The organism is Kushneria aurantia DSM 21353 (assembly GCF_000382245.1).
Lineage (GTDB): Bacteria > Pseudomonadota > Gammaproteobacteria > Pseudomonadales > Halomonadaceae > Kushneria > Kushneria aurantia.
The window spans coordinates 11,544-31,577 of record NZ_KB907874.1; the positions used below are offsets into that span (position 1 = coordinate 11,544).

The 20,034-nt window shown below is 63.4% G+C and carries 21 protein-coding genes; 10 read left to right on the plus strand and 11 right to left on the minus strand.

Annotated elements, in window-relative coordinates:
- Positions 1-33 precede the first annotated feature (33 nt).
- Positions 34-2,625 (minus strand): leucine--tRNA ligase, encoded by a 2,592-nt coding sequence (gene leuS, locus H146_RS0110365; RefSeq protein ID WP_019951805.1) that lies wholly within the window; start codon positions 2,623-2,625, stop codon positions 34-36.
- 257 nt (positions 2,626-2,882) lie between these two features.
- Here leuS and H146_RS0110370 point away from each other — a divergent pair, with 257 nt between their 5' ends.
- Positions 2,883-3,467 (plus strand): zinc ribbon-containing protein, encoded by a 585-nt coding sequence (locus H146_RS0110370; protein WP_019951806.1) that lies wholly within the window; start codon positions 2,883-2,885, stop codon positions 3,465-3,467.
- On the opposite strand, the gene lnt is transcribed toward H146_RS0110370, so the two are convergent.
- From lnt to miaB, 5 genes are all read right to left on the minus strand, one after another.
- Positions 3,462-5,000, minus strand: a complete 1,539-nt coding sequence (lnt, locus tag H146_RS0110375; RefSeq protein ID WP_019951807.1) for an apolipoprotein N-acyltransferase — start codon at positions 4,998-5,000, stop codon at positions 3,462-3,464. The genes H146_RS0110370 and lnt overlap by 6 nt on opposite strands.
- An 81-nt stretch (positions 5,001-5,081) precedes the next feature.
- A complete protein-coding gene (locus H146_RS0110380) occupies positions 5,082-5,987 on the minus strand; it encodes a CorC family transporter (RefSeq protein ID WP_019951808.1) in 906 nt (301 codons plus the stop codon).
- Complete coding sequence (ybeY, locus tag H146_RS0110385; protein WP_019951809.1) at positions 5,984-6,520, minus strand: rRNA maturation RNase YbeY; 537 nt, start codon at positions 6,518-6,520, stop codon at positions 5,984-5,986. Before ybeY ends, H146_RS0110380 begins: the two co-directional genes overlap by 4 nt.
- The gene (locus H146_RS19070) at positions 6,517-7,518 is read right to left on the minus strand and encodes a PhoH family protein (protein WP_019951810.1); all 1,002 of its coding nucleotides are present in this window, start codon (positions 7,516-7,518) and stop codon (positions 6,517-6,519) included. Before H146_RS19070 ends, ybeY begins: the two co-directional genes overlap by 4 nt.
- A gap of 101 nt (positions 7,519-7,619) precedes the next feature.
- Complete coding sequence (gene miaB, locus H146_RS0110395) at positions 7,620-8,966, minus strand: tRNA (N6-isopentenyl adenosine(37)-C2)-methylthiotransferase MiaB (RefSeq protein WP_026351909.1); 1,347 nt, start codon at positions 8,964-8,966, stop codon at positions 7,620-7,622.
- A 500-nt stretch (positions 8,967-9,466) separates the two neighbouring features.
- On the opposite strand from miaB, the gene H146_RS19075 reads away from it, so the two are divergent.
- The 4 genes from H146_RS19075 to H146_RS0110410 all read left to right on the plus strand — a co-directional run bounded on the left by H146_RS19075 (position 9,467) and on the right by H146_RS0110410 (position 11,474).
- Positions 9,467-9,796 (plus strand): DUF1820 family protein, encoded by a 330-nt coding sequence (locus tag H146_RS19075; RefSeq protein WP_019951813.1) that lies wholly within the window; start codon positions 9,467-9,469, stop codon positions 9,794-9,796.
- 221 nt (positions 9,797-10,017) lie between these two features.
- Positions 10,018-10,188, plus strand: a complete 171-nt coding sequence (locus tag H146_RS21370; protein WP_156826779.1) for a hypothetical protein — start codon at positions 10,018-10,020, stop codon at positions 10,186-10,188.
- A gap of 11 nt (positions 10,189-10,199) precedes the next feature.
- Positions 10,200-10,811: a TIGR04211 family SH3 domain-containing protein gene (locus tag H146_RS0110405; protein ID WP_019951814.1), complete on the plus strand. Its 612-nt coding sequence runs from the start codon at positions 10,200-10,202 to the stop codon at positions 10,809-10,811.
- Between the two features lie 33 nt (positions 10,812-10,844).
- Positions 10,845-11,474: a thiopurine S-methyltransferase gene (locus H146_RS0110410; protein ID WP_019951815.1), complete on the plus strand. Its 630-nt coding sequence runs from the start codon at positions 10,845-10,847 to the stop codon at positions 11,472-11,474.
- Between the two features lie 2 nt (positions 11,475-11,476).
- Here the strand turns inward: H146_RS0110410 and H146_RS0110415 are convergent, their stop codons facing one another.
- The 5 genes from H146_RS0110415 to H146_RS0110435 all read right to left on the minus strand — a co-directional run bounded on the left by H146_RS0110415 (position 11,477) and on the right by H146_RS0110435 (position 15,543).
- Positions 11,477-12,529, minus strand: coding sequence for a sulfate/molybdate ABC transporter ATP-binding protein (locus H146_RS0110415; RefSeq protein WP_019951816.1), 1,053 nt, complete (start codon positions 12,527-12,529; stop codon positions 11,477-11,479).
- Positions 12,526-13,356, minus strand: a complete 831-nt coding sequence (gene cysW, locus H146_RS0110420; protein WP_019951817.1) for a sulfate ABC transporter permease subunit CysW — start codon at positions 13,354-13,356, stop codon at positions 12,526-12,528. The genes H146_RS0110415 and cysW overlap by 4 nt, the downstream gene beginning before the upstream one ends.
- Positions 13,353-14,186 carry a sulfate ABC transporter permease subunit CysT gene (gene cysT, locus H146_RS0110425; RefSeq protein WP_019951818.1) on the minus strand — a complete coding sequence of 278 codons (834 nt, stop codon included), beginning with the start codon at positions 14,184-14,186 and terminating at the stop codon, positions 13,353-13,355. Before cysT ends, cysW begins: the two co-directional genes overlap by 4 nt.
- A gap of 5 nt (positions 14,187-14,191) precedes the next feature.
- On the minus strand, positions 14,192-15,208 hold the full coding sequence (gene cysP, locus H146_RS0110430) for a thiosulfate ABC transporter substrate-binding protein CysP (RefSeq protein ID WP_019951819.1): 1,017 nt from the start codon (positions 15,206-15,208) through the stop codon (positions 14,192-14,194).
- A 104-nt stretch (positions 15,209-15,312) separates the two neighbouring features.
- The gene (locus tag H146_RS0110435; protein WP_019951820.1) at positions 15,313-15,543 is read right to left on the minus strand and encodes a hypothetical protein; all 231 of its coding nucleotides are present in this window, start codon (positions 15,541-15,543) and stop codon (positions 15,313-15,315) included.
- Positions 15,544-15,706: 163 nt separating this feature from the next.
- Here H146_RS0110435 and rpe point away from each other — a divergent pair, with 163 nt between their 5' ends.
- The 5 genes from rpe (at position 15,707) to H146_RS19085 (ending at position 20,002) form a co-directional block, all read left to right on the plus strand.
- Positions 15,707-16,402 (plus strand): ribulose-phosphate 3-epimerase, encoded by a 696-nt coding sequence (gene rpe / locus H146_RS0110440; protein ID WP_026351912.1) that lies wholly within the window; start codon positions 15,707-15,709, stop codon positions 16,400-16,402.
- The gene (locus H146_RS19080) at positions 16,399-16,713 is read left to right on the plus strand and encodes a GIY-YIG nuclease family protein (RefSeq protein WP_019951822.1); all 315 of its coding nucleotides are present in this window, start codon (positions 16,399-16,401) and stop codon (positions 16,711-16,713) included. Before rpe ends, H146_RS19080 begins: the two co-directional genes overlap by 4 nt.
- Before the next feature lie 223 nt (positions 16,714-16,936).
- Positions 16,937-17,608 carry a phosphoglycolate phosphatase gene (locus tag H146_RS0110455; protein WP_019951824.1) on the plus strand — a complete coding sequence of 224 codons (672 nt, stop codon included), beginning with the start codon at positions 16,937-16,939 and terminating at the stop codon, positions 17,606-17,608.
- A gap of 191 nt (positions 17,609-17,799) precedes the next feature.
- Positions 17,800-19,287 carry an anthranilate synthase component I gene (gene trpE, locus H146_RS0110460; protein WP_026351913.1) on the plus strand — a complete coding sequence of 496 codons (1,488 nt, stop codon included), beginning with the start codon at positions 17,800-17,802 and terminating at the stop codon, positions 19,285-19,287.
- Between the two features lie 94 nt (positions 19,288-19,381).
- Positions 19,382-20,002, plus strand: coding sequence for an anthranilate synthase component II (locus H146_RS19085; protein ID WP_019951826.1), 621 nt, complete (start codon positions 19,382-19,384; stop codon positions 20,000-20,002).
- Positions 20,003-20,034 lie beyond the last annotated feature (32 nt).

A 20,034-nucleotide genomic window follows, 5' to 3' on the forward strand; every position in this document is an offset into this window, starting at 1 on the left:
TGTGACAAGGTGAGGCCTTTGGGCATCGGTATATCAGCCGACCACGATATTGACCAGCTTGCCCGGCACCACGATCACCTTGCGCACCGTTTTACCCTCGATGTGGCGCTGCACGTTGGCGTCGTCGCGGGCGTGGCGCTCGATATCGTCACGGTCGGCTGCCGACGGCACCTCGATGCGAGCGCGCAGCTTGCCGTTGACCTGTACCGCCAGTTCGATGCTGTCGCGAGCCAGTGCCGAGTCGTCGAGACGTGGCCAGTCGGCGTCGATCACCGGCGTCTCATGGCCCAGCGCGTGCCACAGGGCGTGCATGGCGTGGGGGGCGATGGGGGCCAGCAGCAACACGCAGGTCTCGAAGCCTTCGCGGGCCACGGCCAGCGCCTGGGGCGCGCTGCTTTCGAGCTTGCCAAGGGCGTTGGAGAGCTCCATTACTGCGGCGATGGCGGTATTGAAAGTCAACCGTCGGCCGAAGTCGTCGTCGGCCTTGGCAATGGTCTCGTGCGTCTTGCGGCGCAGCGTACGCAGTTCGTCGTCAAGCGCCCCGGGATCGAGCGCCGGCGGCGTGCCGGCCTGCAGATGTTCGGCGACCTGACGCCACAGGCGGCGCAGAAAGCGATACGAGCCCTCGAGACCGGCGTCGGACCACTCCAGCGACTGCTCCGGCGGTGCGGCGAACATGGTGAAAAGGCGCACGCTGTCGGCACCGAAGCGATCGATCATCGACTGCGGATCGACGCCGTTGTTCTTCGACTTCGACATCTTCTCGATGCCGCCGGGCGTGACCGGTTCGCCGTCGCGGTCGAGTCGCGCGGTCTGTGGCCGCCCGCGTTCGTCACGCTCGACGCTTACTTCCTGCGGATTGAACCAGTCGCGGCCGCCACCCGAGCGCTCACGGTAGTAGGTCTCGGCCACCACCATGCCCTGAGTGAGCAGGCGCTGAAAGGGCTCGTCGCTTTTCACCAGACCGAAATCGCGCATCAGCTTGTGAAAAAAGCGCGCGTAGAGCAGGTGCAGAATGGCATGTTCGATACCGCCGATATAGATGTCCACCGGCAGCCAATAGTCGGCGCGCGCATCCAGCATCGCCTGGTGGTTGTCGGCGCAGCAGAAGCGGGCGTAGTACCAGGAGGACTCCATGAAGGTGTCGAAGGTGTCGGTCTCACGGGTCCAGCCCTCGCCGAGGTCATAAAAGGCGGGCATTTTCCTGAGCGGCGAGCCGGTCGCGTCGAACTCGACCTCGCGGGGCAGCTCGACCGGCAGCTCGTCGTCGCTGAGCGCTACGGTCTCGCCCGTCGGGCCGTATTTGACCGGAATCGGCGCGCCCCAGTAGCGCTGACGCGCCACGCCCCAGTCGCGCAGGCGGAAGTTGGTTTTGACGCGGCCGCGCCCCTCGTTTTCCAGTCTTGACGAGATGGCGGCGAAGGCGGCATCGAAGTCCAGTCCGTCGAAGGTAGCGGAGTTGATCAGGGTGCCGTGTTCGGTGAAGGCGCCGGCGGAGAGATCCGGCGCGTCACCCTCGAGGTTGGCGATCACTGCCACGATCGGCAACTGATAGCGGGTAGCGAACTCCCAGTCGCGCTGGTCGTGGCCGGGTACCGCCATCACCGCACCGGTGCCGTACTCCATGAGTACGAAGTTGGCGACAAAGATCGGCAGCCGCTCGCCGCTGATGGGGTGTAGAGCAGAGAAACCGGTCGCCAGCCCGCGCTTCTCCATTACGGCAAGATCGGCCTCGGAGGTGCCGCCCTGACGGCACTCGCGGCGAAATTCGGCCATCCCCTCGACGTGGGTCTCGGCGGCGGCGGCCAACGGATGGTCGGCGGCCACGGCGAGGTAGGTCACGCCCATCAGGGTGTCCGGACGGGTGGTGAATACCGTCAGCTGCTCGCCGCCCTCGGGCAGCGCGGCGCCGTCGGCGGCTACCTCGAAGTCGAGCTCTACGCCGCGCGACTTGCCGATCCAGTTGCGCTGCATGGTCTTGACCTGCTCGGGCCAATCGACATGATCGAGATCGGCCAGCAGTTCCTCGGCATAGTCGGTGATGCGCAGAAACCAGAGCGGAATCTCGCGGCGCTCGACCCGTGCACCGGAGCGCCAGCCGCGCCCGTCGATCACCTGCTCGTTGGCCAGCACGGTGTTGTCGACCGGGTCCCAGTTGACCGTTGCGTTCTTTTTATACACCAGGCCCTTTTCTACCAGCCGTGCAAAGAACCACTGCTCCCAGCGGTAGTAGTCGGCGTCGCAGGTCGCGAACTCGCGCTCCCAGTCGTAGGCGTAACCCAGCGCCCTGAGCTGGGAGCGCATGTAGTCGATGTTCTGGTGGGTCCAGTCGGCCGGCGCCACGCGGTTATTGATGGCGGCGTTTTCGGCCGGCATGCCGAAGGCGTCCCAGCCCATCGGCTGCAGCACGTTGCGGCCCTTCATGCGCTGATAGCGCGATACCACGTCACCGATGGTGTAATTACGCACATGCCCCATGTGCAGCTTGCCGCTGGGGTAGGGAAACATGCACAGGCTGTAGAATTTTTCGCGGTCGTCGCGCTCTACCGCCCGGAAGCTGTGGTTCTGCTCCCAGAACCGCTGGGCGTCGCGTTCCGTCTCGAAAGGGTTGTATTGTGCGTCCATCTTGTCCGTCTTGAGGCCCTGGCGCCGTGGCATGACGCCGGTTGACAATAATCGTTCGCCCCTTTGGGGCAGTGCACCCGTGCGGGGCGGAAAGCGGTCTTTGCGGTCGATCTGGACAGGCTGCCCGGATACGGCGATGCTTGAGCAGATCGCCGGCCGCTGATGGTTGCAAGGATAACCGACTCGCTCGATAACCGACAGGGTCGCAACACTACGGCCGGCGCAATGAGCAAGGATGGCAGGCAAGGAGTATAGCGATGGCTCGCGATGAGAAAACCGAACAGCAGCGCCCTGAAGGTACCCCGGACGCTGAGCAGCACAGTACCACCGACAGCCAGGGGCGGTTGGGGGATGCCTACGAACGCGTGATCGCTCGTTTCAATGACCGCAGCGACCATCTCTCCCGAGAAGCCGTGGAAAGGGAGCTGGACGAGGCGGTCGGGTTCGAGTCCGAGGTCGAAGAGTTCACCCGCGATGAGCTGGCCATCCTGCGCGCTTGGGTGGAGCGTGACGTCAAGGAGTTCAGGGGCTATCTGGCACGCGGCGGCGAGAGCCTTGCCGGCTTTCTGGGTATTGATCTGGAAGGGCTCTCGGATCGTCTGCGCAACGGCCTGATGTCCGTCGCCGATCGTACCGCTGTGGACCGCATGCGCTTCGAGGAAGAGCTGGAAGTGGCCCGAGCGGATTACACCGAAGGCGAGGTGGTAGCGCCGGGCCGGATGAGCTGCGTGCACTGTGGCGAGACGGTCACGCTACGCTACCGCCAGCTGTTGGAGCCGTGCCACCACTGCGGTCACCGCTACTTCGAGCGTGCCTCGTCTGCTACCGGTCAGCCGTCATAGCGTGCTCCCGAACCGCTGGCGACGGCGCAAGCGGGCAACTGCCGCCGCCGCCAGCAGCAGTGCCGACGCTCCCAGCGTCGGCGCGCTGCCGGTGCGGGTAAAGGGCGTCAGCCCCGTCATTGCCTGTACGTTGCCGGTCAGCACGCCGGGCTCGAAACGTTCGATGCTGCCGGTGATGCGACCATCAGGAGCGACAATGGCGGTCACGCCGTTATTGGTGGCGCGCAGCAGGTAGCGGTTGTTTTCAAGCGCACGTAGCTGGGCCATCTGCATGTGCTGCAGCGGGCCGATCGAGCGGCCGAACCAGGTGTCGTTGGAGACTGTCAGCAGCACGCTGGCATTCAGAGCGCGTTGACGCACCAGATCGGGATAGACGATCTCATAGCAGATCGCCACGCCCAGCTCGAGACCGTTGGCGTATAGCGGCGGCTGATCCGGCGGGCCGGCGCCCACCGACCCCATGGGAATGTTGAAGATATCCAGCAGCGGCCCCAGCAGACCCTCCAGCGGTAGATACTCGCCGAACGGCACCAGATGCTCCTTGCGGTATTCGTCCCGCTGATCGCCGAGCGTCGTGACGGCGTTGTAGAAAGTGCCATCGGCGTCGCGCTGCATGATGCCGGTAATCAGCGTGGTGTCGGCAGGCAGCGTCGATTGCACCCGGGCCAGATAGGGCAGCGCCTGCTGCTCGAGCATCGGCAGAGCGGTTTCCGGCCAGATCACCAGTTGGCTGTCGGCGGCACGCTCGCGGGTCAGGCGAAAATAGGTATTGACCGCATTGCGCCGCCCTTCGTCGCTCCACTTGGTCTCCTGAGGCAGATCGCCCTGTACCAGCGCCACCGATACCGGTGTGCCGCCAGGGGTGGCCCACAGGGTGGGCAGCAGCGGTGGCAGCGCCCAGAGGGCGGCCAGCGGCGCCAGCAGCCACAGCCGGTGGTGGACGATAAGCCGATAGAGCAGGCCGGCCGAGAGGGCGACCGCGAATGACAGCAGATAGACCCCGCCCAGCGGTGCCAGTGGTGCCAGCGGTGAGCTGACATGAGCGCTGCCCAGAAACAGCCAGGGGAAGCCGGTAAAGGCCCAGCTGCGGAAGGCCTCGCCCAGCGTCCAGGCGGCGGCGAAGGCGAGCGGGTCGAGGCGCGATGGTGTGGCGATGCGATAGAGCAGTGCCGGCACCAGCATGAAAAGCGCCATGGTAGCGATGAACAGCAGTGTCAGCGCTGCTGCCAGCACGCCGCTGGCGTTGCCATAGGTGTGAATGGAGACGTACACCCAGGAGGCGCCGCTGCCGAACAGGCCGACGCCGAACAGCCAGCCGCGCAGCGCAGTTCGCCCCGCGCCCGCACCCTGTAGCGTGGCCAGAAAGGCCGCCAACGTCAGCGGTCCCAGCAGCCACAGATCGAAGGGAGCAAAAGTGAGGGTGGTCAGGGCGCCGGCCAGCAGCGCCATCAGATGGCCCAGCAGTGGGTGGCGCTGTCGTGAGCTTCTGCGGGACGAAAAGCCGCCCCCGTTGGTGCTGAAGATTCGTCTCATCACCGGTTGCCTGTTATTGGATTATTCGCCTGTGAAGCGCACTGCCATGCTGCGCTGGTGTCAGGGGCCACGTCCCCGGCTTCAGGAGCGACCCGTTGGTGTCTGCCCGGGAGTCTGATCGCCGCTCGTGTGGTCCTTGATACGGGTGGCCTGCAACCAGCGAATACGACGGCTGTCGGCGTTCATGACAGTGAAGCGCCACTGCTCCAGCTCGGTGGACTCGTTACGTGCCGGCAGATGGCCGAAACGCTGCATCACCAGCCCGCCGACGGTGTCGAACTCCTCGTCGGGGAAGTCGGTGTCAAAGCGGTCGTTGAACGCCTCGATGGGGGTCAGCGCCTTGACAGCAAAGCTGCCGTTGCCGAGATCGCGTATGTCATCTTCCTCGTCGATATCGTGCTCGTCCTCGATATCGCCGACGATCTGCTCGAGGATGTCCTCGATGGTGATGATCCCGGCGGTGCCGCCGTACTCATCGACCACGATGGCCATGTGGTTGCGGGTGTCGCGGAACTCGCGCAGCAGGTTGTTGAGACGTTTGGATTCCGGAATGAACAGCGGCGTGCGCAGCACGCTCCTGAGATCGAAGGCGGCGCGCTCGGCGCTGTCCTGCAGAATCAGCGGCAGCATATCCTTGACCAGCAGAATGCCCAGCACCTCATCGAGGTTGTCGTCGATGACCGGATAGCGCGAATGGGCGGTCTCGCGAATGATGGGCAGGCACTCGTCGGGAGTCTGTTCGGCGCGGATTGCGACGATTCGTGAGCGCGGCACCATCGCTTCACGCGCCTGCATGGTGCTGATATCGAAGGCGCCCTCGATGATGGTCAGGCCATCCTGGTCGAGATTGAGCCGGGAGGAGGCCTCCTTGAAGGAGGCCATCAGTTCATCACGATTGCTGGGTTCATCGCTGTCGCCGGAAAAGGCGCCAAGGATACGGTCGAGCCAGCTACGTGATGGCTGACTCGAAGATCGGTCGTCGCTCATGCGTCGGTTCTCTTGTCCTCGAATGCCCCTTCATTTTCATTATTTTCAAGCGCTTGCGGGGTGACAGGCGCCCATGCATAGGGATCGTCGATACCAAGATCGGCAAGAATGTCGCGCTCGAGCTGCTCCATGGTCTCGGCTTCGTCATCCTCGATGTGATCGAAACCCAGCAGATGCAGCGTACCATGCACGATCATGTGGACGAAGTGATCGGCGCTACGCTTGCCCTGTTCGCGTGCTTCCCGAACGACCACGTGGGGGCTGATCACCAGATCGCCGAGCAGCGCCAGCGCGAGTCCCGGGGGCGCCTCGAACGGAAAGGAGAGCACATTGGTGGCGTAGTCGCGGCCGCGCCAGGTGGCGTTGAGCTGGCGGCTTTCCCGCTCCTCGACAAAACGCACCGTTAGCTCGCGGCGCGTTTCATCCTGGAAACGGCTGAACACGGCTGCCAGCCAGCGTTCGATATCGGCTCGGGTGGGCAGGGCGTCGAAGTCGACCGCCAGCTGACGGTCGACTTCGATCGGCTGACTCATTTGTGGCGGTCCTCCTCGGACTCGTGGGCTTCGTAGGCGTCGATGATACGTGCCACCAGCGGATGGCGCACTACGTCCTTCGAGGCAAAGCGCGTCACGCTGATGCCCTGAACGTCCTGAAGCACGTTGAGCACGTGAATCAGCCCGGAGTGGGTGCCCCGCGGCAGATCGACCTGGGTGATGTCGCCGGTGATCACCGCCGTGGAGCCGAAGCCGATACGGGTCAGAAACATCTTCATCTGCTCACGGGTGGTGTTCTGGCTCTCGTCGAGAATCACGAAGGCGTTGTTGAGCGTGCGCCCGCGCATATAGGCAAGCGGGGCGATTTCGATCACCTGCTTCTCGATCAGCTTGTTGACCTGCTCGAAACCCAGCATCTCGTAGAGGGCGTCGTAGAGCGGGCGTAGATAGGGGTCGATCTTCTGCGCCAGGTCGCCGGGCAGAAAGCCGAGTTTCTCGCCCGCTTCCACCGCCGGACGCACCAGCAGAATGCGGCGCACCTCCTGCTGGTTGAGCGCCTCGACCGCGGCCGCCACCGCCAGATAGGTCTTGCCGGTACCCGCCGGGCCGATCCCGAAGTTGATATCGTGGTTGCGCACCCGCTCGACGTACTGCTGCTGGTTCTGGCCGCGTGGCTTGATCATCGCTTTGGGCGTGCGCAGTACTACACCCTCGCGCGGTTCGCCGTCGTCCTCTTCCTCCTGCACGGCCTGAAGGCCGGACTCCTGCAGAAAGAGGTGGACGGTCTCGGGGGAGAGGGTCTCGTTCTCCGCCTCGCGATAGAGGTGTTCGAGCACGTTGGCGGCCGCCTTGACGCGGCCTCCCTGACCGGCCAGCTGAAACTCGTTGCCACGGTTGCGCACGGTCACCTCGAGACGCTGCTCGATCAGGTGCAGGTGCTCATCCTGCTGGCCGCACAGGTTGGCCAGTCGCATGGGATCGTTGGGCTCCAGCGAGAGCTGAAGAATGCGGTGCGCGTTGGCGGTTTTCTGGGTCAAGATGGTGTCCGGTTATCGCTGATATTGGCAGAACGAAATGGAGGCTGACGGTCAACGGACGGTATCGAACGGGTGTGTCGTTCACTTGTCGCCGCGGTCTCTCAATACTTCTGTGGCGATGCCAGCTCACCCCGCAGAGAGTTGGGGAAAGCCTCGACGATTTCAACATCGACAAAATAGCCGATCAGCTCGATCGGATTGGCGGCGCGGAAGTTGACCACTCGATTGTTCTCGGTGCGCCCGGAGAGCTCGCCCGGGTCGCGCGGCGAAAATCCCGATACCAGAATGCGCTGGGTGGTGCCCACCATACGCCGCGAGATCTGCATGGCGTTGTGATTGATGCGCTCCTGGAGAATCTTCAGCCGCTCTTTCTTGACCGCTTCGGGAGTATCGTCGGGCAGGGCGGCGGCGGGCGTGCCGGGCCGTTTTGAATAGACGAAAGAGAAGGAGTGATCGAAGCCGATGCGCTCGATCAGGTCCATGGTATCGAGAAAATCGGCTTCGGTTTCGCCCGGGAAGCCGATAATGAAGTCCGATGAGAGGCTGATGTCGGGGCGCTTCTCACGGATGCGTTGCATCTTGTCGATGTAGGTGTCGCGAGTGTGACCGCGCTTCATGGCCGACAGAATCCGATCCGAACCGGACTGCACCGGCAGATGCAGGTGACTGACCAGTTCGGGAATTTCGCCAAAGGCCTCGATCAGGCTGTCGCTGAACTCGACCGGGTGCGAGGTAGTGAAACGGATGCGGTCGATGCCCTCGACCGCCGCCACCGCCGCGATCAGCTCGGCGAGATCGATCTCCTCGCCGTTGTCGTCGAAGCCGCGATAGGCGTTGACGTTCTGACCCAGCAGGTTGATCTCGCGCACCCCCTGGTCGGCGAGATGGACTACCTCGTCGAGAACGGGCTCGAAGGGGCGTGATATCTCTTCGCCGCGAGTGTAGGGCACCACGCAGAAGCTGCAGTACTTGGAGCAGCCCTCCATGACCGACACGAAAGCGCTGGCGCCGTCGGAGCTGGGGGCCGGCAGGCGGTCGAACTTCTCGATTTCGGGGAAGGTGACATCCACCGCGGCGATGCGGTTACCGCCGTCGCGGGCGTCCATCATGTCCGGCAGGCGGTGCAGGGTCTGCGGGCCGAACACCATATCGACGTGGGAAGCGCGCTTGCGGATATTCTCCCCCTCCTGGCTGGCGACGCAGCCGCCGACGCCGATCACCAGGTTGGGGTTGCGCTCCTTGAGCTTTTTCCAGCGCCCCAACTGATGAAATACCTTCTCCTGCGCTTTCTCGCGGATCGAGCAGGTGTTGAGCAGAATGACGTCGGCGTCCTGTTCGTTGTCGGTCAGCTCGAGCTGATGGGACTCGCCCAGCAGATCGGCCATGCGCGCCGAGTCATACTCGTTCATCTGGCAGCCGTGGGTCTTGATGAAGAGTTTCTTCGTCATGGGCCTTGCGTGCATTGGAAAAGTGGAGTTCGCGGCGGGCGAGTGCGCTGACTCGACCGGGAAGATGATATGAATGGATGTAATTATACGCGCGCCACCGGGGGCAGGCCAGCACCCTCGGGGCGCCACTGCGTGGCGTCAAAAATCGCTCCCGGTGATTTTTTGTGCCCTGCCATCCCTGGCGGGCACCCTTCGGGCCGCCTGCGGCGTCAAAAATCGTTCCTGACGATTTTTTGTGCTCTGCCATCCCTGGCGGGCACCCTTCGGGCCGCCTGCGGCGTCAAAAATCGTTCCTGACGATTTTTTGTGCCCTGCCATCCCTGGCGGGCACCCTTCGGGCCGCCTGCGGCGTCAAAAATCGTTCCCGACGATTTTTTGTTTCAGTGCGTGAGCCGGGGCGCCTGCCGGCGTTGAGCGCGGTTGCGCTGTGATAGACTGCCGCACACAGGCGCCGCGGCCCGTTGGGCGGGCGCAGCAGGAACGAAAAGGATGTAATGCCGATGGCGGCAAGGCCACTATACCGAGTCAGTTTTATACAGCAGGGCGAGATATGGGAGCTCTACGCGCGCGAGATCTACCAGAGCGAGCTGTGGGGATTCATCGAAATCGAAGGCATGGTGTTTCCCGACGAGTCGCGGCTGGTGGTCGACCCGGGTGCCGAGAAGCTCAAACGCACCTTCGATGGCGTATCGCGCAGCTATCTGCCGCTTAACGCCATTGTGCGTATCGACGAGGTCGAGCGTGAGGGCAGCCCGAGGGCGGTGAAGGCCGAGGGCAACGTGACCGCTTTTCCGGGAACCAGCCACTGGCCACCGCCGAAGGATGATTGATCAGCGGCGTCAAAAATCGCTCCCGGGGATTTTTTTGTGCCCGCCTTCCCTGGCGGGCACCCAGTGGGCCGCCACTGCGTGGCGTCAAAAATCGTTCCTGACGATTTTTTGTGCCCGCCTTCCCTGGCGGGCACCCACTCAGTGGGCCGCCTGCGGCGTCAAAAATCGTTCCTGACGATTTTTTGACCATTTCGGCGGGGCGTTGGCGTGACGGGGCTCAAATGGCAATCACCATGGTTTGTCCCGATGGTTATCCACAAAAACTGTGGATGCCGGCAGTGAAGGCGTTGCGTAATGAAGGTATCAGCCGGGCAGGATGCCCGGCTGCGAGTCTCATCAATATGATTGTACGGCCTTTTCAGGCCTTTACCGTTTTATCCATTGTTCAATGACGGCTTGTGCCATGAAAATTCTTGTAAAAATAGGCGTCGGTCTGCTTCTTGGTGCCGGCGTGAGCGCCGCCTGTGCCGAGGAGTCGCGCTGGATCAGTGACGATCTCTCCACCTGGGTGCGCAGTGGCCCCACCGATAGCTACCGTATCGTCGGTACGGTCAACGCCGGCGATCCGGTGACGCTGCTGGAGTCGCAGAATGACTACAGCCGCATCCGTACCGAGGATGGTGAGACGGTCTGGATTCCCAACGGTGATCTGCAGAGCGAGCGCAGCGTACAGGCGCGTATGCCGGCGCTGCGCACCCGGGTCGAGGAGTTGACCGGTCGTCTCGAGAATATCGACGAGGAGTGGAATCAGCGTGTCGCCGATATGCGCCAGACGCTGGAGAGCAACCGTCAGCGTGTCTCGACCCTGCAGGACAACAACGAGGCGCTCAATCAGCAACTCGGTGAGGCACAGTCGCAGCTGCGTGAGTATCAGGCGCAGCTGGATACCGAGCGCGAAGACCTGTTGATGCGCTACTTCCTTTACGGTGGTGGTGTGGCGGGGGCCGGACTGCTACTGGGGCTGATCGTGCCGCACCTGCCGCGCCGACGTAAAAAGCGCGATCGCTGGTTCTGAGGCCGGCGCCATGGCGTCTCTCGAGGGGGCGAGATGTCTGTAACCGACTGGCTGACGCGCTGGCAGCAGGGGCGCATCGGCTTTCATCGCAGTGCCGTACATGAGGCGCTGCCCGAACACTGGCACGAGCTGGCGCTGTCTGCGGGAGATCGGGTGCTGGTGCCGCTGTGCGGCAAAAGTCTCGATATGCGCTGGCTGGCCGCGCACGGCCACCCGGTGCTGGGTGTGGAGCTGTCGCCGCTGGCGCTCGAGCAGTTCGTCGCCGCCGGCAGTGAGCCGGTAGATCACGACCGTCGGGGCGGTTTTGCCCGTAGCCGACAGGGCATGATCGAGCTGCTGCAGGGTGATTTTTTCTACCTTGAGGCGGATCTCTGCGCCGATATAGCAGCCTTCTACGACCGCGCCGCGCTGATTGCCCTGCCGCCGGCAACGCGCCAGCGCTATGCCCACCATCTTGCCCAGCTGATGCTCCCGGCGAGCCGCGGCCTGCTGATTACCCTGACACACGACGGCGAAGGCGGGCCGCCTTTCAGTGTCGACCACGACGAGGTAGTGCAACTGCTGGCGCCCAATTTCGAAGTGCGCCTGTGTCATTCGGCGCCTGCCGATGACGGCCTGATCGAGAGCGTGTGGCGATTGCGGCGCAAATCGCCCTGCTGCTGAGATCAGCTGCGCTCGAAGCGGTGCAGTCGGGTGGGCCGTAGCCAGCAGTGGCTGCCGCGCTCGAGTCCCAGCCGTTCGTGCTCGTGATGCGCAAGGCTGACCTGCCAGGGGTGTCGCATCCACTCGGCACTCAGCTCCAGGCGTACGTCGCTGCCCACCGGCGAGATGGCGTCAACCCGGGCCGGCAGGTGGGCCATTTCGTCGGGCTCGGTGGTGACCACCAGTTCATGCGGGCGCATCAACACTTCATCGGCGGCGCCGGGGCGTGCATCGACGCTGATCCAGGCCTCGCCGTTGACCAGTCGGCCGTGGTGAAACTCGCCCTCGAAGCGGTTGGTTTCGCCCAGAAAGGAGAACACGAAGCGGTTGGCCGGCGAGCGATAAAGGGTTGCCGGCGCCTCCACCTGCTCGATGCGGCCGTCGCTCATTACCACCACCCGGTCGGAGAGCTCCAGCGCCTCTTCCTGGTCGTGGGTAACGAACACGCTGGTGAAGCCGAACTCCTCGTGCAGATGGCGCAGCCAGCGGCGTAGTTCGACGCGCACGCGGGTATCCAGCGCACCGAAGGGCTCGTCGAGCAGCAGCACTTCGGGCTCTACCGCCAGTGCTCGCGCCAGCGCCACGCGCTGCTGCTGGCCGCCGGAGAGCTGGGCGGGCAGCCGCTCGGCCATGCTGTCCAGCTTGACGCGTTCGAGCAGATGCCGAACGCGGCGCTTGATCTCGTCGTTGTCCGGGCGTTCGGCGGCAGGGCGGGCGCGCAGGCCGAAGGCGACGTTTTCGAAGACGCTCATATGGTGAAAAAGGGCGTAGTGCTGGAACACGAAGCCGACCCGACGCTTGCGCACGTGCACCCGGGTAACGTCGCGATCGCCGAAGTGAATGGTGCCGCTGTCGGGCGTTTCCAGCCCGGCGATGATGCGCAGCAGGGTGGTCTTGCCCGACCCCGAAGGCCCCAGCAGGCCAACCATCTCGCCCGCGGCGATATCCAGTGACAGCGGCTCGAGCGCCGTGGTGGCGCCGAAGCGCCGCGAGACGTTGTGAACGCGAATACTCATGCGTGACGCTTTCCTCGCCGTTGGGTGTGCCACTCCAGTACCCCCTTGACCACCAGCGTCACCACCGCGATCGCTGCCAGTAGAGCGGCGCTGGTAAAGGCGCCCACCGTGTTGTAATCCTGATAGAGCAGTTCGACCTGTAGCGGCAGGGTGACGGTTTCGCCGCGAATGGTGCCGGAGACCATGGCCACCGCGCCGTATTCGCCGATGGCGCGGGCATTGGTCAAAATCACGCCATAAACCAGCGCCCAGCGTATTTTCGGCAGCGTGACGCGGCGAAACAGCGTCCAGCCACCGGCGCCCAGCGTCACCGCCGCCTCTTCATCGGCGCTGCCCTGGGCCTGCATCAGCGGAATCAGTTCGCGGGCGACGAAGGGGCAGGTCACGAAGATCGTCACCAGCACCATGCCGGGCCAGGCGAACATCAGCTGTACATCGGCCTCCGAGAGCAGGCTACCCAACCAGCCGGTACGGCCGTACAGCAGCAGATAGAGCAGCCCCGCCACCACTGGTGAGACAGCGAAGGGGATATCGATAAAGGTCTGCAAAAGCCGCCGGCCGGGGAAGCTGAAGCGCGTCACCAGCCAGGCCAGAAAGACGCCGAAGACCAGGTTGACCGGCACCGTCACGAGTGCGATCAGCAGTGTCAGCATGATCGCCTGGCGAGTGTACTGGTCGCTAAGGTTGTGCCAGAAGGGAGCCAGCCCTTCGGCAAACGCCTGATAGAAGATACTGGCCAGCGGTACCACCAGAAAGAGGGTGGTGAGCAGCGTGGCCAGGGTGATCAGAATGGCGCGGGTGGCCGGCGCATCGCCAATACGTCTCATCCTGGAAAGCTCCCGCCGTGCAGGCGGCGATAGAAGCGCCCCTGCCACAGATTGATTGCCAGCAGCAGCAGCAGCGATACCAGCATCACCACCGAGGCGATGGCCGCGGCGCCGGCATAGTCGTACTCCTCCAGCCGGGTGGCAAGCATCAGCGACACCACTTCGGTTTCATAGGGCATATTGCCGGCAATGAAGATTACCGCGCCGAACTCGCCCAGCGAGCGGGCGAACGACAGCCCGGTGCCGGTGATCACCGCCGGGCGGATATGCGGCCAGATCACCCGCCGAAAGGCGTAGAAATTGCTTGCGCCCAGCGTCAGCGCTGCCTCGTCGGTGCGGGTCGGTAGATCTTCCAGCACCGGCTGCACGGTGCGCACCACAAAGGGCACGCTGGTAAAGGCCATCGCCAGCGCGATACCCAGCCAGCTATAGGCGATCTCGATGCCGTAGGGCGCCAGCAGCGCGCCTATCGCGCCGTTGCGCGAATAGAGCGTTGCCAGCGTAATGCCGGCCACCGCGGTAGGCAGCGCGAAAGGCAGGTCCATCAGCGCATCCAGCACCCGTTTGCCGGGAAACGCATAGCGTGCCAGCACCCAGGCGAGCAGCAGGCCGAACAGGGCGTTGAAAAGCGACGCCGTGGCGGCTGCCAGCAGGGTAACGCGATAGCTGGCAAGCAGCCTCGGGTCGGTGATCGCCGCCCAGTACTGGCTCCACGACAGCCCGGCGAGCTGGCCCACCAGACTGGTCATCGGCAACAGCAGGATCAGCGAGACAAAAAGCAGGGTCACCCCCAGCGAGAGGGTGAACCCCGGCAGTACCCTGGCGCGCATGGCGATCAGCGACGCTGCAGCTGATCGAGCGTGCCGCCGCTGGCGAAGTGCGTCTGCATCACGTTATCCCAGCTGCCGAAGACATCGTTGACGCGCAACATATCGGTCTGCGGGAAGCGGTCGGCGAACTCCTCGCTGACGTTTTCGTCATTCACGCGGTAGTAGTTCTCGGCCAGGGTGCGCTGGGCCGGCTCGGAGTAGAGAAATTCCAGATAGGCCTTCGCCAGCGCTCTGTCGGCGTCGCTGTCGAGGTTTTCATCGACCCAGGTGACGGGGAACTCGGCCATGATATCCACCGGCGGCACGATGACGTCATAGTCGTCTTCGCCGTACTGCTGCACGATGCCGTTGGCTTCGGATTCGAAGGTGATCAGCACATCGCCGATACCGCGCTCGACAAAGGTGTTGGTGGCGCCGCGGCCACCGGTGTCGAACACCTCGACATTGCGCAGCAGCTGGCGCATATAGTCGCGCGTGGCCTGTTCATCGCCGTCGTTGTTCTGCTGGGTGGCGGCCCAGGCGGCGAGATAGGTGTAGCGACCGTTACCCGAGGTTTTGGGGTTGGGAAAGATCAGCGACACGTCGCTGCCTACCAGGTCCGACCAGCTCTGGATATTGTGCGGATTGCCCTCGCGAACCAGAAACGCCATGGTCGAGTACCAGGGCGAGCTCTGATTGGGCAGGCGCGACTGCCAGTCCTCGGGGATCAGGCCGCCCTGCTCGGCCAGCACGTTGACATCGGTGACCTGATTGAAGGTCACTACGTCGGCATCCAGCCCCTGCAGAATGGCGCGCGCCTGGGTCGAGGAGCCGGCATGGCTCATCTGAATCTCTACCGTCTCATCGTGGTCGTTCTGCCACTGCTCGACAAACTGCGGGTTAAGGTCGGCGAACAGCTCGCGGGAGACGTCGTAGGAGGCATTGAGCAGGGTACGATCGGCAGCCTGAGCGGCACTGCCGGCGAAGGCAAGGCCAAGTGTGGCAGCCAGCGCGGCGTGGCGCAGCGGCGAGGTGGTCAGCATGATGAATTCCCGAAATGAGTGATCCGCGCTGCTCGGGGCGCGACACAGCGCAGTGAATTTCGGGCAAGGCTATAAAAAACCTCTGGATATTACAATTATTCTTTTTATATCTTTTTAGCATGAGAAGCCAACCCGGCGTGATGTCGGCCGCCGCGCAGCATGTCGCGCCCCACACGGGTCGCCAGCTCATGGCTGGTGACCACCATGCCATGCCGGGCGGTGAGCGGATGAAAGCGTTCGCCTTCGATGATCGGCATTTCGGCGCCCAGGGCGCTTGATGTCAGGCTGGCAAGCGTCAGGGCGGCAGTCACAATAAAGGCGTTGCGAGTCGCCATGAAAGGCTCCGGGGCAGGGAGTGGTGACGACAATGATGCCACGATCACTTCAAATCCGGGCGGCGGCTGGAGTAAATTGCCCTGTCATGCAGCTCGCCCAGTGCGGCACCGGGCGCCGAACGTAGAGTCCGGTGCCTCCCATCCTTTCAGGGGGTAATCCACCGTGCAGCAACCGTTTCGAATCGCGCCCTCCATTCTATCCGCCGACTTCGCCCGGCTGGGGCAGGAGGTCGACGACGTGCTCGCCAGCGGCGCCGACATGGTCCATTTCGACGTGATGGACAACCACTACGTGCCCAACCTGAGCTTCGGCGCGCCGATCTGCGAGGCGCTGCGCCGGTATGGCGTGACCGCCGATATCGATGTGCATTTGATGGTGTCACCGGTCGATGATCTGATCCGCGCCTTCCTCGATGCCGGTGCCACCCATATCACCTTCCACCCCGAGGCGACCCTGCACATCGACCGTTCGCTGCAGTTGATCCTCGACGGCGGCGCTACTGCGGGGCTTGCGCTCAACCCGGCGACGCCGCTGTCGACGCTCGATCATGTGCTCGACAAGCTGTCCATGCTGCTGGTGATGACGGTCAACCCGGGCTTTGGCGGTCAGTCGTTCATTCCCGCCATGTTCGACAAACTGCGCATGGCGCGGGCGATGATCGATGCCGGTGGCTTTGATATTCGCCTTGAGGTCGACGGTGGCATCAATCCGGACAACATCGGTGAAATTTTTGACGCCGGTGCCGACACCTTTGTTTCCGGTTCGTCGATATTTTCCAAACGCAGCGACCAGGACCCCAACCGCTACGACAGCATCATCAAGGCCTTTCGCCAGCCGCTTTTGCAGCGCAGCAGATGAGTGAAGCGGCAAAGGAGGTACCGGCGCAGTGGTGGCTGTATATCGTCGAAAACCGTTTCGGTCAGCTCTACACCGGCATTACCACCGATGTGGCACGCCGTTTCGCCGAGCATCAGGCCGGGGGCGCGCGCTGCGCTCGTGCCCTGCGCGGCAAGGGGCCGCTCAGGCTGCGCTTTCAGACCGTGATAGGCGAGCATGGCTCGGCGCTGCGCGCCGAGCGGCGGGTCAAGGCGATGGGGCGTGCGCGGCGACTGGCGTTGATCGAAAAGGGTGGCGCCGGGGCGCTCGACGCTATTGCGGGTTCAGGGTGAGATGAGCCTCAGTGCAGTTTGAGCCGCGGCCGAATAAAGGTATTGATGCGATCGACCAGCACGCCACGCGCCGAGGCGCCGCCGCCGCCGACCACTACGATACGAGGCGTTGTCATCCGTTGCGCCATCTCCGGAATAAATCGCTGCGCCGCGGCGTCATCGGGCCGGACACAGCTGCTAATATAGTCTGTCATGATCCGATACCCACAACGGAATTTCGACCATGCATCCTGCCCTCGATAACATCCGCCTGATTGCCTACGACCTCGACGGTACCCTGATCGATTCGGCGCCCGATCTGGCGCTGGCACTTGACCACACCCTGACCGAGCGGGGTTTTGCGCCGGCAGGGGTGGCCAATACCCTGGAGTGGATCGGCAACGGCACGCACAAGCTGGTCGAAAGGGCTCTGAGCCATGCCGGCGCTTTCAAAAACGGCCCCGACGAGGCGCTGCTCAACGCGGCGTTCGAGGCCTTCATGCGCTGCTATGCCGACAACCTGGTCGTGCATACCCATCTCTATCCCGGGGTGCGTGACTGCCTGACGGCCATGCGCGAACGCGGTCTGCCTCAGGTGCTGATCACCAACAAGACGAGCCGTTTTATCGATCCGCTGCTGACGCATCTGGGTATTGGTGAGTTTTTCGAACTGCGCCTGGGGGGTGACACCCTCGCTACGCAAAAGCCCGACCCGGCGCCGCTTTTGCACGCGGCACAGCACTATGGTGTGGCGCCGGTGCAGGCGCTGATGGTGGGCGACTCCGGAAGCGATATCGATGCCGCTAAAAACGCCGGTTTCCGTTCTCTGGCAGTGAGTTACGGTTATAATCACGGTCAGGGTGCCGCCGCTCTGGGCCCTGATCATGTGGTTGATTCGCTGGGGGAACTCGTTTAGGGTTTAACCTGCTTTATGCTCTGACAGTGCCCTTTATTTCGCCATCAAAGGAATCCTTCAGCTTGCGAATCGCTGCCATGTTCCCGAAAGCGCTCTCTCCCGGTCTGATGCGGGATATCAAGCGCTGGCGCTGGTGATCCTGACCTCCGCACCGCCACGCCAATTCTCCTGCTACAGGATCGCCGAACATGATGAACGACGAGCGCTTTGCCGAGCTGGCCGCTCAGGGCTATAACCGTATTCCCGTGACCCGCGAGGTGCTGGCGGATTTCGAAACGCCGCTTTCGACCTACCTCAAGCTGGCCGATGCGCCCTGGAGCTTTCTGCTCGAATCGGTCCAGGGGGGCGAGAAGTGGGGCCGCTACTCGATTATCGGCCTGCCGTGCCGCGAGCGCATCGAGATACGCGGTTTCACCGTGCGCCACTACGTTGACGGTTACCTCCAGGGGGCCACCCAGAGCGACGACCCACTGGCCTGGATCGAACAGTTCCGCAGCCGCTTTTGCGCCCCCCGGCTGGGTGAGTCGATGCGTTTCGACGGCGGCCTGGTGGGCTATTTCGGCTATGACACGATCCGCCTGATCGAGCCGCGCCTGCGCGGCGTCGAAAAGCCCGATCCCATCGACGTACCCGATATTCTGCTGATGGTTGCCGAAGAGGTCGTGGTGTTCGACAACCTCTCCGGTCGCCTGACGCTGGTGGTGCATGCCGACCCCGCCGAGGAGCAGGCGCTTGAGCGTGCCGGTGAGCGGCTTCAGGCACTGGAGACGCAGCTGCGCACCGCCACGATCGATAGTGCCAGCCCCGGCACCGGCCGCAACGGGGTGGCGGAGGACGACTTCTTCGCCAGCTTCTCGGAGCAGGGCTACAAGGATGCTGTCAGGCGTATTCGCGAATATGTCGCCGCCGGCGATCTGATGCAGTGCGTGCCGTCCCAGCGCATGACCATCGGCTACAGCGCGCCGCCGCTGGATCTCTACCGCGCACTGCGCAGTCTCAATCCTTCGCCCTATATGTTCTTTCTCAACCTCGACGACCATCATGTGGTGGGCGCCTCGCCGGAGATTCTGGCGCGGCTCGAGGATGAGGAGGTCACCCTGCGGCCGATTGCCGGCACCCGCCATCGCGGTGCCAGCGAAGAGGAGGACAGCGCGCTGGAGCAGGAGCTGCTGAGCGATCCCAAGGAGATCGCCGAGCACGTCATGCTGATCGACCTGGGCCGCAACGACGTCGGCCGCATCAGCCGTAGCGGTAGCGTAACGCTTACCGACCGCATGACCATCGAGCGCTACTCCCATGTCATGCATATCGTCTCCAACGTTACCGGGCAGCTTAAACCGGGACTGGGGCCGCTCGACGTGCTGCGCGCCACCTTTCCCGCTGGTACGCTCTCCGGGGCGCCCAAGATTCGCGCGCTGGAAGTGATCGACGAGCTGGAGCCGGTCAAGCGCGGCATCTACTCCGGCGCGGTGGGCTATCTCTCCTGGCAGGGCAATATGGATATGGCCATCGCCATCCGCACCGCCGTAATCAAGGACGGCGAACTGCACGTCCAGGCGGGTGGTGGTATCGTGGCCGACTCCGACCCCGACAGCGAATGGCAGGAGACGCTCAACAAGCGTCGCGCCATGTTCCGCGCCGTCGCCATGGCCGAACGCGGGCTGGATAATCTCGAATAGAGTCGCCGTCGTGGCGGCTTTACCGCAGGCGTGGCGTGATCGATGTCAAAACCGACGTTGCGCCCTGCCTTCCGGTCGATAAAGGAATATGATCATGAAAGTCTTGATGATCGATAACTACGATAGCTTCACCTTCAATATCGTCCAGTATCTGGGCGAGCTGGGGGCCGAGGTCGATACCATCCGTAACGATACCCTCAGCCTCGAGGAGATCGAGCAGCGTGATTTCACCCATCTGGTGATCTCCCCCGGCCCCTGCAGCCCCGACGAGGCCGGTATTTCGCTGCAACTGATCCGCCACTTCGCCGGCCGGGTGCCGATCCTGGGCGTCTGCCTCGGCTTTCAGGCCATCGGCCAGGTCTGGGAAGGGCGCGTGGTGCGCGCGCCGATGGTGATGCACGGCAAGACCTCGATAATCGAACACGACGGCCGTGGCGTCTTTGCCGGGCTCGATAACCCGCTCGAAGTGACCCGTTACCACTCGCTGATACTCGAGCGTGAAAGCCTGCCCGAATGCTTCGAAATCACCGCCACCACGGTAGCCGATGATGTCACCCCCGGGGTGGTCATGGGCATTCGTCACCGCGAGCTGGCGGTCGAGGGAGTGCTGTTTCATCCCGAGTCGATTCTGTCGCGCCAGGGCCATGAGCTGTTGCAGAATTTCCTCGGCGAGAGCGTCACCGGCGATCAACAGCCGGTGGACGCCGAGGCCTGATCACTCGCGGCCCGTGACGCCACCCGGGGAGG

Excerpts from the sequence above, each read along its gene's own strand:
- leuS (WP_019951805.1), bottom strand. The coding sequence starts at position 2,625 with ATGGACGCACAATACAACCCTTTCGAGACGGAACGCGACGCCCAGCGG.
- H146_RS0110370 (WP_019951806.1), top strand. The coding sequence starts at position 2,883 with ATGGCTCGCGATGAGAAAACCGAACAGCAGCGCCCTGAAGGTACCCCG.
- lnt (WP_019951807.1), bottom strand. The coding sequence starts at position 5,000 with ATGAGACGAATCTTCAGCACCAACGGGGGCGGCTTTTCGTCCCGCAGA.
- H146_RS0110380 (WP_019951808.1), bottom strand. The coding sequence starts at position 5,987 with ATGAGCGACGACCGATCTTCGAGTCAGCCATCACGTAGCTGGCTCGAC.
- ybeY (WP_019951809.1), bottom strand. The coding sequence starts at position 6,520 with ATGAGTCAGCCGATCGAAGTCGACCGTCAGCTGGCGGTCGACTTCGAC.
- miaB (WP_026351909.1), bottom strand. The coding sequence starts at position 8,966 with ATGACGAAGAAACTCTTCATCAAGACCCACGGCTGCCAGATGAACGAG.
- H146_RS19075 (WP_019951813.1), top strand. The coding sequence starts at position 9,467 with ATGGCGGCAAGGCCACTATACCGAGTCAGTTTTATACAGCAGGGCGAG.
- H146_RS21370 (WP_156826779.1), top strand. The coding sequence starts at position 10,018 with ATGGCAATCACCATGGTTTGTCCCGATGGTTATCCACAAAAACTGTGG.
- H146_RS0110405 (WP_019951814.1), top strand. The coding sequence starts at position 10,200 with ATGAAAATTCTTGTAAAAATAGGCGTCGGTCTGCTTCTTGGTGCCGGC.
- H146_RS0110410 (WP_019951815.1), top strand. The coding sequence starts at position 10,845 with ATGTCTGTAACCGACTGGCTGACGCGCTGGCAGCAGGGGCGCATCGGC.
- H146_RS0110415 (WP_019951816.1), bottom strand. The coding sequence starts at position 12,529 with ATGAGTATTCGCGTTCACAACGTCTCGCGGCGCTTCGGCGCCACCACG.
- cysW (WP_019951817.1), bottom strand. The coding sequence starts at position 13,356 with ATGAGACGTATTGGCGATGCGCCGGCCACCCGCGCCATTCTGATCACC.
- cysT (WP_019951818.1), bottom strand. The coding sequence starts at position 14,186 with ATGCGCGCCAGGGTACTGCCGGGGTTCACCCTCTCGCTGGGGGTGACC.
- cysP (WP_019951819.1), bottom strand. The coding sequence starts at position 15,208 with ATGCTGACCACCTCGCCGCTGCGCCACGCCGCGCTGGCTGCCACACTT.
- H146_RS0110435 (WP_019951820.1), bottom strand. The coding sequence starts at position 15,543 with ATGGCGACTCGCAACGCCTTTATTGTGACTGCCGCCCTGACGCTTGCC.
- H146_RS19080 (WP_019951822.1), top strand. The coding sequence starts at position 16,399 with ATGAGTGAAGCGGCAAAGGAGGTACCGGCGCAGTGGTGGCTGTATATC.
- H146_RS0110455 (WP_019951824.1), top strand. The coding sequence starts at position 16,937 with ATGCATCCTGCCCTCGATAACATCCGCCTGATTGCCTACGACCTCGAC.
- trpE (WP_026351913.1), top strand. The coding sequence starts at position 17,800 with ATGAACGACGAGCGCTTTGCCGAGCTGGCCGCTCAGGGCTATAACCGT.
- H146_RS19085 (WP_019951826.1), top strand. The coding sequence starts at position 19,382 with ATGAAAGTCTTGATGATCGATAACTACGATAGCTTCACCTTCAATATC.